The sequence below is a fragment of the Fibrobacter succinogenes subsp. succinogenes S85 genome (assembly GCF_000146505.1).
Lineage (GTDB): Bacteria > Fibrobacterota > Fibrobacteria > Fibrobacterales > Fibrobacteraceae > Fibrobacter > Fibrobacter succinogenes.
Map to the genome: position 1 here is coordinate 2,126,410 of NC_017448.1, position 14,090 is coordinate 2,140,499.

Annotated in this window: 12 protein-coding genes; all 12 read right to left on the bottom strand. The window is 40.8% G+C overall.

Going from position 1 to position 14,090, the window contains the following annotated elements; translation table 11 throughout:
- Nucleotides 1–30: 30 nt before the first annotated feature.
- Nucleotides 31–924 carry a hypothetical protein gene (locus tag FSU_RS08660; protein WP_014546058.1) on the bottom strand — a complete coding sequence of 298 codons (894 nt, stop codon included), beginning with the start codon at nt 922–924 and terminating at the stop codon, nt 31–33.
- 50 nt (nt 925–974) lie between these two features.
- Nucleotides 975–2,216, bottom strand: coding sequence for a BspA family leucine-rich repeat surface protein (locus tag FSU_RS08665; RefSeq protein ID WP_014546059.1), 1,242 nt, complete (start codon nt 2,214–2,216; stop codon nt 975–977).
- 141 nt (nt 2,217–2,357) lie between these two features.
- A complete protein-coding gene (locus FSU_RS08670) occupies nt 2,358–3,488 on the bottom strand; it encodes a hypothetical protein (protein WP_014546060.1) in 1,131 nt (376 codons plus the stop codon).
- Nucleotides 3,489–3,602: 114 nt separating this feature from the next.
- Complete coding sequence (locus FSU_RS08675) at nt 3,603–4,148, bottom strand: NADAR family protein (protein WP_014546062.1); 546 nt, start codon at nt 4,146–4,148, stop codon at nt 3,603–3,605.
- Nucleotides 4,149–4,246: 98 nt separating this feature from the next.
- Nucleotides 4,247–4,870, bottom strand: coding sequence for a BspA family leucine-rich repeat surface protein (locus FSU_RS08680; protein ID WP_015732000.1), 624 nt, complete (start codon nt 4,868–4,870; stop codon nt 4,247–4,249).
- Nucleotides 4,871–5,066: 196 nt separating this feature from the next.
- A complete protein-coding gene (locus tag FSU_RS08685; RefSeq protein ID WP_014546064.1) occupies nt 5,067–6,929 on the bottom strand; it encodes an LlaJI family restriction endonuclease in 1,863 nt (620 codons plus the stop codon).
- Nucleotides 6,930–6,932: 3 nt separating this feature from the next.
- Nucleotides 6,933–8,567, bottom strand: a complete 1,635-nt coding sequence (locus tag FSU_RS08690; RefSeq protein ID WP_014546065.1) for an McrB family protein — start codon at nt 8,565–8,567, stop codon at nt 6,933–6,935.
- A gap of 611 nt (nt 8,568–9,178) precedes the next feature.
- Complete coding sequence (locus FSU_RS08705) at nt 9,179–9,871, bottom strand: sigma-70 RNA polymerase sigma factor region 4 domain-containing protein (RefSeq protein ID WP_014546066.1); 693 nt, start codon at nt 9,869–9,871, stop codon at nt 9,179–9,181.
- Nucleotides 9,872–10,117: 246 nt separating this feature from the next.
- Nucleotides 10,118–10,864, bottom strand: coding sequence for a BspA family leucine-rich repeat surface protein (locus tag FSU_RS08710; protein WP_015732001.1), 747 nt, complete (start codon nt 10,862–10,864; stop codon nt 10,118–10,120).
- 8 nt (nt 10,865–10,872) lie between these two features.
- Complete coding sequence (locus tag FSU_RS16565; RefSeq protein ID WP_015732002.1) at nt 10,873–12,948, bottom strand: BspA family leucine-rich repeat surface protein; 2,076 nt, start codon at nt 12,946–12,948, stop codon at nt 10,873–10,875.
- Between the two features lie 137 nt (nt 12,949–13,085).
- On the bottom strand, nt 13,086–13,790 hold the full coding sequence (locus FSU_RS08725; RefSeq protein ID WP_014546067.1) for a BspA family leucine-rich repeat surface protein: 705 nt from the start codon (nt 13,788–13,790) through the stop codon (nt 13,086–13,088).
- Between the two features lie 14 nt (nt 13,791–13,804).
- Nucleotides 13,805–13,981: a rubredoxin gene (locus FSU_RS08730; RefSeq protein WP_014546068.1), complete on the bottom strand. Its 177-nt coding sequence runs from the start codon at nt 13,979–13,981 to the stop codon at nt 13,805–13,807.
- Nucleotides 13,982–14,090: the final 109 nt, after the last annotated feature.

Sequence of the window (14,090 nt, forward strand, 5' to 3'; positions counted from 1 at the left end):
AATTAATTAAAGAATAAATTGAAATTTTCCTCATTTCTTCCGGAACAACACGCGCTTCGCACGTTGCAGATAGGATCGAGTCCGCTCCGGTTCAACAAAGAACGATGCCACGCAAGCCACCATCGTTGCGTTCAAGAAACAATGGGCAATCACATTCGCCGTCGCAAAAAAGCCACCCCCACTGATATGGGTCAAATTGAGAATTTGGAACAAGCTTATAAAAATCTGAACAACCATTATGATTGCACACGCTGTCAAAATGCCCGTGTTCTTTTTCACAAGAGCAAAAATACCGATCATCACCGCCACAAAACTAAATAGAACATGTGGGAAAGCTAAATGCCCTAAAAACACACTCATCGAGCCGTTCAATCCGTACACAAGAAAAAACGCCGCACAAAAACGATACAGGCCTAAATTAAAACCTTCACAAACCGCAACATCCTTATTTTCTTCGACACGCTTTCTAGGTGCAACAAAAAACGCCGCCACAACAGCAACAAAATTAGCGTTAAAAACCATACCAATCGCTACGCTTGCAAAATCATGAGTTCCTGCTACATAATTAATAATGACTGGAGTCACGACGATCCAAATAGTCGTAAAAACCGCCAGAATTTTCAAAGCAGTCACATTCTTTTTGACAAGAGCAAATATCGCCAGCCCTAAAAGAAAAGCAATGGCCAAAACACTCAGCAACACCGGAAAAAAAACGCCAGACGCGATCATCATCCCGATCATTCCAATACAATCTTCAAACGACGAAGTTGTAATTGCATTCCACAGCGAAGACAAAGTCCCGGTCTGCCCAGCCATAAAAAACATATTGATAACAAAGCCGAGCACATTCACCATGAATACTATCGCACATACCCGGAGCAATGCCAGATTGCCTTTGAATTGAGTTTTTTCTCCTTCACTCATTTTATACCTCCAATCAGAACAATATAAAAAAGTTATGCCGGCAAAAATATTTACAACTGTACTAGATAAAACAATCTGTTTAACATTTCTGAGGCATAACCTCTAGCCAAACAAAGAATTCGTTCAAGCACATCATCGGGTATATCCAGTTTTTTCAATTCCGTCTGCAAAACACCGTGCATCGCGAGGAAAACGCAGGCAAGCGTAAATCTATGAGTGCAGTCTTTGCGCATCGATTTCATCAAGCCATAACGATCAATAACTTCATGCACTCCATCAGGAACTAATCCACACAAAGGATATGCCATGGTAAATTCTTTATAGATGTCCAGACCGAAATCCGCCCAGCCCGAATTCTCCAAGAAAGCGACTAAATTATCGTATGTAAAGGAATTCTCATAAGGTTCTTCATTAGTACGTTTACACCTTTCATTATGGACCTCATCATCCCACAAAATAATATAGACCAGCAACTGGAACAGAAAAACACCCGAAAAAACAAAATTACGAATCGGATCCTCGGAAGCACTAGCCTGATTCCTCGCCTTGACGCGTTCCAAGTCTATCCCTCTAAGCAGCCACTTTTCCGCCGTTTCATTTTTTTCAAATATGAACTGGAGATCTTTTTTGTAATCGTTGGAGAGATAACTCTGAACAAACTCGAACACAAAATTATCATTTATAACTTCTCCTTCTTTTTTATAATAGGCGGGAGGTTCGCCCACATCTTCCAAAGCGGAACTTCCGAACATGCTTTCCAAATTCGTCACGTTTGACATATTCCAGCGGCTGATATCACCTGTAAACCGGGACTTATCAAACATTCCCGCCATATTCCGGACTTTGGACACATCCCAGTTGCTGATATCCCCGTCAAATAGGGATTCTCTAAACATGCCCGCCATTGTTTCCACATTCGAAACATTCCAACGGCTAATGTCGCCATTAAAATTTGAGCCACCGAACATGTGATTCATATTTGTCACACTTGAGACGTCCCAATTGCCGATATCGAGATTGAACGGAATCCGTTCTTCTTCTTTCCCGGTATCAAGATTCAGGATCGGGCCGTCTCCAGAAAACATGCCCGCCATTGTTTCCACATTCGAGACATTCCATTCGCTGATGTTTCCCCTAAAACCTCGATCGGCAAACAAATCATGCATGTCCGTCACTTGCGACACATCGATAAAATTCAAGTCGCAATTTTCGCCTTCTTCTTCGAAAGCCTCTTCAATAAGTTGTAGCAAATGATCGCGGTCGCGAGCGATGACTTTTTCGTGCTGGTTCATATATTTCCTTATCTCTCTATTCTATTATTGCCAATCAATGCCAAAATGTAAAAAGTGCGAATAATTACGCTTCTAAAAATAACCAAAACCACCGAACCTTATAAAGTACGGTGGCAAAAAGATTTATGATTCCAATAAAGTTTACTGCAAAAGAGCGTCCGAAATTTCCTTAAACACTCTTTCTTTGCGCTCCGCCAATTTGCGTTTGAACTTGTCGCGAGCGTGTCCCAAGATATTATTCTTGTTCACGATTTCGCGGCAACGAGAGTCCATCACATAGAAGACGCTTCCAAGAATCGTGAGGAACTGCTCTGCTTCAAATTTGGTCGGCATGAGTCCGGCCAATTCAAGATTTTTGACCGGTAAATCAGGGAGCCCGCAGTTTGCGCTCCAAGACATCCACGGCCAACCGGAGAGGCGGTAGAATTCCGTTGCACTATCAACATCCAAAACCTCTTCGACCGTGACAGCTGCGACCAGCAAGTACGCGAACATCCCTGTAAACATGAAGTTGCGAATCGGGTTATCGCCAGCAGGGAGTTTCTTGTTCATGAACCTGTCGTGGAATCGGTACTCCAAATTGATAATGGCATAGATGTCATCCACATTACCATTTTCACCAAAATAACGATGCAAGTCGCGTTCAAATTCCCCACTGCGAAGATACAGCAACGGATAGTTTATAGGACAACTTAAATTTTCCCGATCGTAGGTTTTCCACATAGAGTCCCGCCTATAGCGCATATTCCAAATCTCGCCTTCAAAACGGATACGGACCCTAGTAAACACCGGTTCACTTAAATGGTCGCCGCAGTAGATAGCCGGTATCGCGGAGTTCCTCAACCTGTCGTAGATTTCGGCAAACTTTTGACTGAAAAAATGGTGAATTTTGCTAAAGCCTACAAAATTGCTCGTGTAGATGATATCGAGTCCCGTCGCCTTGACAAGCGCCGCCGTATCCATGCGCAAAAGTGATGGAGCGAACATCGGGAATCCGCAAACAACGTGCCATTTCGCAAGCAGTTCCTCGCCCTCATCGAACAGCGATTTCTGCTCATAGATCATGAACGTCGCCATCGAAGCAAACAACAGACGATGTTCCTTATCCCATTCGTCCCACACCGTCGAGTTCCACCCGACAATCACGCCCTTGGGGGTGTCGTATTCAATCCCCAGCGAGAACCCGGCACAAACCGTAAAGAAACGGTTCAAGTCTATTTCGAAATTATTGTCGGCGTATTCGCCAAGCTTTTGCTCGGTAATTTGGACCATAAAAAAAATCTCCTTATCTCAACCTCCATATTATCGGAGCGAGATAAGGAAATGTAAAGAGCCCAAAAGTCGAGAAACTAAAAAATGGCGAAATTTCGCAAAAATCGCCACTTTTCAAATTATTTGTTTGGAAAATATCGGAAAATGGACAGTTGGACTACGGAGAATTCTTTTCCTGGACCAACCGGTCGCGAACCTCGGTGATGACCTTTCCAAGGAGATTGCGCCCCTCCAATTTGCAGGGTCGTCGATGTTCGGATTGGTCACGGACAACCCGATACCCCAAATTCTATCACGGGGCGAAGCTTCGACAAACGCGTGCCCGTCGAACTCAGGATCAAGAAGGCGGTTCTTGCAATCTTCCACCTGGCTGTACTTGGCGTAGTTGATATCAAGCATCACCTGATAACGGACGGAATCCCACTTCTCTTTGTCGAACGGGGTCACCTTGCGGCCCAGCCTCTTAGCCTCTTGCGGTGTGCTTGCGACCAAGATCTTTTCTTCCATCACCTTGTCACCGAACAGCACCGCCTTTTCCCACATGAACGCCTGTTCATTGCAAAAGAAGGTGCGTCCCTTGTATTCGAACGGAGCATTCCAGAAGTTAGAAAGCCATTCATGGTAAAAGAATACGTGTTTGTCTGTAACTTTGATAGGCATATTTTTTCCTTTGCTAATTGTTGCTTCTATATTATCGGAGCAAGGCAAGGAAATGTAAAACAGAGCCCTCTCCAGTTTGCAGGGGCATTAACATACTCCTAATAACCTTTATCTTTATACCACTTTGGCGGATTTTTGCAAAGCGGACAATTATAAAACATATTTTCCATATTCGTTTCACTAGACACGTTCCAATTACTGATGTCACCGTAGAAAGGGGCAGAGATGAACATCCCCATCAAACCTTTCACATGAGAGACATCCCACTGACTAATATCGCCGTTGAAAACGGACTGTTGAAACATTCCCATCATGCAAATCACATTGGAAACATTCCATTGACTAATGTCGCCATCGAACTGGGACATCGAAAACATCATCGTCATGTCCGTCACATTGGAGACATTCCACTTGCTAATATCGCCGTTGAACAGGGAGCACGAAAACATGCACATCATATTCGTCACGTTGGACACATTCCATTTGCTGATATCGCCATTGAAAGAGGTAACATCGAACATATAGCTCATATCCGTCACTTTAGACACATCCCACTGGCTAATGTCGCCATTGAAATCCGTTCCACGGAACAAGTTCGACATATCTTTCACCTGAGAAACGTCAATAAAATTCAGGTCGCAGTTCGGTCCTTCTTTTTCAATGGTCTCTTTAATGAGCTGTTTCAGGTGTTCGCGGTCGCGGGCAATAACTTTTTCTGACATACTTTTTCCTTTTGCGTATGAACAACGCAAAATCTTCATTATCTTCTTTATATATACATTATTTGGGTAAAAAAATGAATCCCTCAAAAATCCATCCATAAAAGGGAGCTGTAGATACAATAAACCCACCCCTATATATCGGTAAAGGAGTGGGATGTGTAAAGGGGGCAATTCCTTGACTAAACACCATTGCTATTTACTGTGCAATATCGAGACTCATCTCGTTCACATCACAATCTACTTGTATTTTACCCAAAATATCATAATCTAAACATGCTATTCTATCACCGTCACCTTGCTTTTCCAATGCCAAAATCAGCCCATCAAAATTATAGGGCTTGAAGATTTTTCCAACAAGCAATCTAAAATATTTATCTACAAAAGACTGTTCTGCGGACATTCCATCATGAGCCAATCCGGCAATAGGCTTTATACGCCAAAATGCATATTTTTCGTTTAACAAATCCGAAAATTTTTCACGGAATAAAGCACGTGCTTCACTTTTAAATTTTTCGCACGAAACAGAATTCTTAGATACGTAAGATTTTAAAACAAACATGAAATTGATGTTATACACCTGTAAAAAAAGTGTATCTCTATCAAAAAGCCTGTTTGTAAAATGCCGATTACGATTTCTCCATAAATCCTGCGAATCTTTTCTAATCAATTTAGCGTTTTTTCCAGTCGTTTCTGTCCTAAAATACGGTTCTTTATATTGTTCCTTCTCTTTTTCCTTTTTAAATTCAGGAATCTCGCCACGAATAAAGAAATTGGGAACTACGTTATATCCTTCAGTCAGCGGATCTCTATAACGAACACCTTTATGAACATCACCAGCATGTATTGCAATATTGTCTCTTTCACTCAAGCATTCTCTCTCAACATAATTGCCAGAGAAAAAATACTGTAGAATGTTCTTGGCGTATGTATATTGTTTTGCTATAGATTTGGGATCCAAATCATGAGCATCTTTATAATATTTACTATCACCAATACACCATATCAAATCATTCTCAGAATCCGAAGCAAAAAGGGATTTTTCTTTATACAGATGATCAACAATTTTTCCATCTTTGTTATTTTTCAAAGCCTCAATATCTTTACCTTGATCTCCTATAAGGTCATCAACCATCGCCTCAAATACATTGTTGAATGAATTGACAATCAAATACTCCTTAACCTTTTTGTCTTTAGACTTATAACGAGCCCCCCACCGAAAGAAAGCCTCCATGATATTGTAAAGCCTAAGAAGCCGATCATCAAAGTATTTATACTTAATACGATGCAGCTCTCGCAAGCCATGCTCGTTTTCTAAAAGCCGTTCCATTTCATTCGCCCTGAGCGGCTGATAAAATTCATTTTGAGGCATGTCATATCCAAATGTCTCTTGGATATATTTCATTGCTGAAAAATACAAGACTAATAAGCGATCATCTAAATCAAACACCTTAACTTTATTCACAGGATTTAGATATATCGGAATATCGTCTTGAATAAATGGAGTTTTCTTATTAACAGTACGTTGCCAATTTATTTTATGGTTTCCGCAATGTTTATTTTTGGCAATAAAAACAAAAAGCGATTGATTCTTTTTGTAAAACAACTCCATATTGCTTATGATATCAAGCAACGTGGCGTAACGATCGTTTTCCTTAAAATCTCGAGATTCCTTTTGAACGGGAGTCTTAACTCCAGTATTTCCTCCACCCTGTTTTTTATACTTATCTATGGCCGAATAAAGCCAAACAGACAACGAAGCTAAAAAACGACGTTGGTCTTGATTTATAGAATCTTTTTTTTCTATATCGCCGAAAATATCTTTGCCATCTTTATCAATCTTTTCCCCAAAAGCATTCGTTTCATTTTCAACAAACACCTTAGGCAAAACAAAGACAGGTTGGCTATTGTAAAAACAATAACCAACTCCTTCTATCTTTATTTCACTGCTATCTTTTTTTGTATTAAAACCGCATTCACTTTGTTTTTTTGATTCGTCAAAGCCAATAACGTTTTGCAAAAAACTCGAAGCATATGGAAATTCTTCAAAAAGGAATATCATGCTCTAAACTTGCCCTTCATCACCGCCATCATTATTACCTTCAGCAAGGGCTTCTGCAGCAGCGGCAGCATTAGGTGCTACTTGAATTGCAGGGCCAATAGAAGGGACTCCTAAGTTTTGCATAATTTTATCTACAAGAGCTTGTTGTGCAGGAACATCTTTTTCAAAAAGCGTTTGGAAAGTTACTGTTTTAGCATCATCATCAAAATGGAAAACTTTTTTCGCTTCCTCATTTCCATCTTCATCCTTATAAACAGAATCCCACAAATAGAACAAGACTTTAGAACGGAATTCATCAAACTTAATGGTCCGTCCCCCATCTTTAGGCTTTATGAAAAATTCGCCCATTTGCTTATCTTCGCTCTTGGTCACCGAATAGACGTTTTCATTAATCTTTGTCAAGAATGTCAGCCAATTATATTTTCGAGGACCTACTTCTATGACAAAATTAGCTTCGCGGTGATTATAATTTATTGGTACATAATTCCAATCAAAACGACGCTTAAAAGCACTATCCATCGGGAATAACGATTGGTCGCTCGTGTTCATTGTTGCAAGGATATTTAAATTGGGGGGCAACATAATTTTACAATCTTCAAGATGGTACTCTAAAACATATTTATCAAAAACACCCTCGCGGGCATGACTTAGGGAATCCTTAATATATTCTGCAAAATCATAATCTGCATCTATAGAATATTCTGAAATGCCATTCGGTGCACGATCTAATAATTGAAAAATATCACCGAAAATTTGAGCACAATTACCACGATTAATTTCTTCAATAATAAGATAGACATTATCATCCACCTCATTTTCAACACCATCCGCGGCTTGTTCACGATCAATTTTCGCTTCAAGATATTTTACCCATGCCGTAACATAGGCTTTTGCAAATACTTGCGGAACAAACGAATAAGTTATTGAACCATCACCACTTCTTTTCGGCTTGTACGCACCAACAAATTGCGCATAATCATAATCAGGATGAAATGTTGTACGAAACTTTCGATCTTCTGGAATTTTTTCCAATCCATACAACTGTTGATTATTATCTACAAACAAACCTTTTTCAATTTTATGAGATTTACCTGTACCAGGAGCTCCAAAAAAAATTTTTTGCAAGCATCTCTCGGAGATTTGAGCATTTCCAGCGCCTTCTCCCTCACCATTAGCATGATTCTCTATTTGATCTGCTTCATTTTCGCGACGCACTGCATTTTGATCAATTGAATCCAATACCAAATTTCCATCCGGATATTTTCTTACAGAAATTCCATACGGAGCAAAAATGCTATTAAAGACCTCCAAATCCCTATCTGTAGAGCCAACTTGACTCGTCAAATAATAAGTTATCCCATCCTTATTAAACGTAGGAGTACGAAGCCAACGTTTTATGCGCCCAGAATCTACGTCTTCTATAGTACGCGGAGCAAAAATCGCAAAAACATATCTAGCAAAACCACCGTTTATATAGTGAACGCTTTTAAATGGCCGATTTACACCATCTTCTCCCGTAATAGAACTATTTTTTTCATGCATAAACGGCCAAATACATTCAAACTGGTCAGTTTCATACATATACTTTATTGCTGCTATCCAAAAATCCTTAACTCTACGACCTCTATAAATCGGCATAACATTCTCCTGTATTATTTTTAGGCTTAATATACATTTTTCGGGCAGTTTTCTTCTGCGATAACACAATTTTTTGAAATTTAACAAGAGATAGCGGTGCAATTCCACCACGATCTCGGAATTCTCGCTCCATTCCTAACTTTTTTAAGTTTACCAAAAAAAGACCCATAACGAAAACATGTGGCAACAAGATCTTTAAAATCTGAACATTTCGACAAATAACTCATTGCAGCTCTTATAAATCCATTCTTCAAGTAGGCTTTTCGATGATGCAGTTCCACCCATTTATCCGAGTTATGATAAAACTCGCTCATTTTATCCGTTATTTCAGCTTCTTTGTACAAATCTTAGAAGCATTTCCATGACCAAAATCAGGCAAATTTAAATACTCCGCCAGATATTTTATCGCCAGAAAAAAGACCTGGCCTTACCACTTTGAATTCCAGGCGTTTCACAAAATGGGACAAATTTTTGTTCAAATGTATTGAAATCCATTTTTTCTCCTTTGTTGATTATCTTAAACGTTTTTGAACCGAATATAAATATTCCATTCCTATATATCGGTAAAACTATGGGGATTGTAAAAGATCTTACCCCCCCCCACGCAAGCATTACGAATAGCGGTTACCCAAATACAATTTTTGAATACAATTCCGTGCCTCATCTTGAGCGGAGAGGAAATCCGCAAATTCTTTTTCCAGACCATTTTCTTCGGCGATAAAGCGAATCTTCTTGAAATTTGTATTAATCATCTGACGTGAAATTCCCATAATCTTTGCCATGTCGGTCTGGCTGACATAGCCAAGCTCGTCAAACGTCGCTACATACTTTTTAAAGAATGCTCGAAGCCTTTCATTTCCACTAAGACATTTTTCAATGGAGTTCACGATTTCCGTCATATCATCATCTTGATCTCGGAACTCATAACTATCATAATTCTCACAATAAGAGTTCCTCATCGACATCTCGGTATTAAACGACTTCTCATCCTTAAACGCATACTTGTTCTTCATCGCGAAATACGCAAGAAACGGCACGCTATAATTGGAATCATAAGTTTCGGCAGCCTTAGCCAAGTTAATATAAGAACTGCCTAAACGGTAACTCCAGAGTTTTTCGGAATTCAAAAAGTCCTCAGAAAAATCCGGACGAATTTTATAATACTGGTTAAGGGTGACTTTCTTGATAAAATCCACATGCCGGATCCACAGTTCCGACAGAGCGTCAAAATTGCCATTCTGCGTCATGTTCACAAGTTGAACATCGTCAAAATGAGCGTAACTTTCGTTAATTGTATTTACCATATTTTTTCTCCTTATAATTAAAATCCTCATTTTTAAACACGACAAAACGTGTTTTTCAAAAATCCAAGCATGTCAAAAAACAAATAATTCTCACGGAATTATTTTATACAAAATCACAAATACAAAAATTCTATTTCAAATTTTTTATTTATCTACAACAATTTTTATTAAATAAAAAAAAACGCAACCCTTCAAAAACGGGTCGCGTAATATAGTAAATTTCACGTCATTTGTCAAGGGTCGTCACTAGAACGACAGATTCTCCAATTCACCATCATCAGATCGATTAAATTCTTCCTCCTTGACAGAATTTTCTTCGATGTCAAGGTTCTCTCTCTCAAGGCGTTGTTTTTCTTCAATAGCCCTATACCATTCGGGAATTTGCCCATTCAATTCTAAAAGGGAGCCGTTGAACATTCCGACACAAATAACATCATCGGCGACTTTCCATCCGCTGACATCCCCCGTGAATTGCGAATAAGCAAAAAGTTCAGGCATATGCCAAACATCAGAAACATTCCAGCGTGACACATCGCCATTAAACTGCGAATAGGCAAACATGCCCCACATCGACACAACAGACGACACATTCCAACGGCTGATATCGCCATTGAACTGAGAATCCTCAAACATGCCCGACATGGATTCGACACCGGACACGTTCCAATTGCTGATGTCGCCATTGAAAACAGAGTTTTGGAACATGCCGTCCATATAACAAACTCTCGAAACGTCCCAATCGCTGATGTCTCCATTAAACTGCGAACCGTGAAACATGTCTCGCATTGATTCTACATTGGACACATCCCATTGGCTAATATCACCATTGAAACCGCGATTCACCCCCGCAAATATACCATCCATGTCCTCAACACCAGAAACATCAATGAAGTTCAGGTCGCAATTCGGACCGTATTTCTGAATGGACTCGTAAACCAACTTTCGAAGGTGTTCGCGGTCGCGAGCGATGATTTGTTCTCTTTGCTGGTTCATATTTTTCCTTAATAACAAGATTCTTTATACCAAGCGGGGATTTTTCCAGACGTTTCCAGAGCGGAACCATAGAACATATCTTCCATTTCCACGACATTGGAAACATCCCAATGGCTGATGTCGCCGTCAAAAGACGAACCCGCAAACATGCGATTCATACAAGTTACATTCGACACATTCCACTGGCTGATATCGCCATTGAACTGAGATTTATAGAAGATAGCGCTCATGTCCGTCACGTTTGAGACATCAATCACATTTAAATCGCAGTCGAAGCCGTTCAACTCGATCATCACTTTAATCAATTCCCTTAAATGGGCATTGTCGTTTGCCACAATCTTTCCGTCAGGATTTTTCGCATGTTCAATTCTTCGAAGATTAAACACATTCATCCAATCTTTAACGGCACCGCTCTTTTCAAAGGCCGAATCCACAAAAATCCCCTCGACAAGGCACAAGTCATCAATGTTCCACCCGCTTGTGTCCCTATCAAAAGGTGAGGCATAGAACATCCAACGCATATCCCGGACTTTGGACACGTTCCACGAACCAATATCGCCATTAAATTGAGATTCCTGGAACATGCACCTCATATTCTTGACATTCGATACATCCCATTTGCTAATGTCGCCCGTAAAACAAGAGAGCGTGAACATGCTGCACATATCAGTCACGTTGGACACATTCCACTGGCTGATATCGCCATTGAATTTGGATTCGCAGAACATCCAGCCCATATTCACCACGTTCGACACATCCCAACGACTGATGTCACCGGTAAAGAGCGAGCCATCAAACAGACGTGTCATGCAAGTGACATTAGACACATCCCAATTGCTAATGTCGCCATTAAATTGCGATTCACAAAACATCTCGCCCATATCCGTAACTTTCGAGACGTTCCATTTACTGATATCGCCATTAAACTTGGATTCAGCGAACATACCGTACATATTCGTGGCGTTCGACACATCCCACTTGCTAACGTCTCCATTGAAACGAGAGCCATAGAACAAGTTGCCCAAATCCGTTACCTGCGATACATCAATACAATTCAAATCGCATTTATTGCCATACAGAAACGTCATCGCCTCAATCAAATCACAAAGATGAGTCCTATCCCCCGCAATTATTTTCCCGGTTGAATCCTTCGAGCTTTCGATTTTCTTAAGATAACGTAAGCGAAGCCACTCTTTTGCCTTTCCAGACTTTTTAAAGACCGAGCCCGTGAAAATATCCTTTAAAGAACAATCGGCATCAACATTCCATTTGCTGATATCGCCATCAAATTGCGAACGCTTAAACATGTCGCTCATATCCAGCACATTCGAAACATTCCATTCGCTGATGTCACCATTAAATTGTGACCCGCGGAACATGTCGTTCATATAAATGACATTGGACACGTTCCATTTGCTGATGTCGCCTACGAACTTGGATTCGGCAAACGTTCCAAACATCACGCACACATTCGAGACATCCCATTCACTAATATCGCCATTGAACGGAGATTCGATGAACATCGAAGTCATATCGCTCACCTGCGATACATTCCACTTGCTGATATCGCCATTGAATTTGGAGCGGCCAAACAACCAACTCATATCATGCACGCTCGACACATCCCAACCGCTAATGTCGCCCGTGAATTTGGATTCGCTGAACATGTTGGTCATGCTAGTCACATGCGACACGTTCCATTTGCCGATGTCGCCATTGAACTTGGATCTGCAGAACATCCAACCCATATTTTGGACACACGACACGTCCCAGCCACTGATGTCGCCCGTAAATTTAGAGCGAGAGAACATGCTGCTCATATCCGTCACGTTCGAAACGTTCCATTTGCTGATGTCGCCATTGAATTTGGACGCGGCAAACATCGCATGCATGTCGGTAACGTGCGACACGTCCCATTGACTAATATCGCCCTTGAATTCAGAATCGCAGAACACGCAGTTCATGTCGGTCACCTGCGACACGTCGATAAAATTCAAGTCGCATTTCGGGCCTTTATTTTCGATAGCTTCTTCGATGAGTTGCACCAAATGGTCGTGGTCGCGCGCAATAATTTTTTCAGGCATGTTCATAAACCTCCTTGTTCTTCTATATTATCGTCAATAAGGGCGAAAATGTAAAGAAAAACGCCCCGACCTTTCGGGTTGGGGCCATTGATTTACATCTCTATCCAGTAAGCAGCTATTTCACTTACCATTTTCCTCTAAAACGGCAAATCGTCGCCCAACTCATCATCGGAAACCGGGGGGTGGTTCTTTTGCCACTCTTCTTCCAAATTTTTACACCATTCGAGAGGCCGCCCCTTCAACTCCATGAGCGAGCCATAGAACATGTCGAACACGCAAACGTCTTTCGAAAAATTCCATCCGCTGATATCTCCCGTGAATTGCGAAAATGAAAACATCTCGATCATCATTTTAACGTTCGAAACGTTCCACTGCGAAATGTCTCCATTAAACTGTGAATGAGCAAACATGTTGCTCATATCGAAAACGGACGATACATCCCAGCGACTAATGTCTCTGTTAAATTGAGAATCTAGGAACATGCATGACATGTTTCCAACGTTTGACACGTTCCAATTTCCAATGTCGCCATTAAACGCCGAACTTTGAAACATATACGACATATCTTGTACTTTTGAGACATTCCAGCCGCTAATGTCTCCATTGAATTGGGAACCGTGGAACATATCGTTCATCGACTCAACATTCGACACGTCCCAACCGCTGATATCGCCATTGAACACGCTGTTCGGTCCGGAGAAAATGCAGTACATATCCGTGACTTGCGATACATCGATAAAATTCAAGTCGCAATTCGGTCCGTACTTTTCGATGGACTCAAAAACGATCTGTCGAAGATGATCGCGATCGCGGGCAACAATTTTTTCTTTTTGTAAGCTCATATCACTCCTTCAGCTCAGCCGATATTCTCGAAATCTTCTTTTTCCGCTCCGCAGTGGGGACAAACCCAGTAATCGGGCAATTCATGGAAGGAAGTCCCCGGCAAAGCATCTTCGCCGGCTTCCGGATCCCCGCTTTCGGGGTCGTAAACGTAGTTGCAGATATTGCACTGGTATCTATCGTATTCATCCATAAAATGCTCCTTAGGCTTTCTCTTGTATTATCGTCTAAAAGGCGACATTTGTCAAAAAATAATTAAAAAACCAACCTCCACCCAAAATAAACTTTCCCGTTTACAATTT

Coding starts and splice junctions, on each gene's coding strand:
- FSU_RS08665 (WP_014546059.1), bottom strand. CDS start 2,216: ATGAACCAGCACGAAAAAGTCATCGCTCGCGACCGCGATCATTTGCTA.
- FSU_RS08685 (WP_014546064.1), bottom strand. CDS start 6,929: ATGATATTCCTTTTTGAAGAATTTCCATATGCTTCGAGTTTTTTGCAA.
- FSU_RS08675 (WP_014546062.1), bottom strand. CDS start 4,148: ATGCCTATCAAAGTTACAGACAAACACGTATTCTTTTACCATGAATGG.
- FSU_RS16565 (WP_015732002.1), bottom strand. CDS start 12,948: ATGCCTGAAAAAATTATTGCGCGCGACCACGACCATTTGGTGCAACTC.
- FSU_RS08670 (WP_014546060.1), bottom strand. CDS start 3,488: ATGGTCCAAATTACCGAGCAAAAGCTTGGCGAATACGCCGACAATAAT.
- FSU_RS08660 (WP_014546058.1), bottom strand. CDS start 924: ATGAGTGAAGGAGAAAAAACTCAATTCAAAGGCAATCTGGCATTGCTC.
- FSU_RS08725 (WP_014546067.1), bottom strand. CDS start 13,790: ATGAGCTTACAAAAAGAAAAAATTGTTGCCCGCGATCGCGATCATCTT.
- FSU_RS08680 (WP_015732000.1), bottom strand. CDS start 4,870: ATGTCAGAAAAAGTTATTGCCCGCGACCGCGAACACCTGAAACAGCTC.
- FSU_RS08705 (WP_014546066.1), bottom strand. CDS start 9,871: ATGGTAAATACAATTAACGAAAGTTACGCTCATTTTGACGATGTTCAA.
- FSU_RS08730 (WP_014546068.1), bottom strand. CDS start 13,981: ATGGATGAATACGATAGATACCAGTGCAATATCTGCAACTACGTTTAC.
- FSU_RS08690 (WP_014546065.1), bottom strand. CDS start 8,567: ATGCCGATTTATAGAGGTCGTAGAGTTAAGGATTTTTGGATAGCAGCA.
- FSU_RS08710 (WP_015732001.1), bottom strand. CDS start 10,864: ATGAACCAGCAAAGAGAACAAATCATCGCTCGCGACCGCGAACACCTT.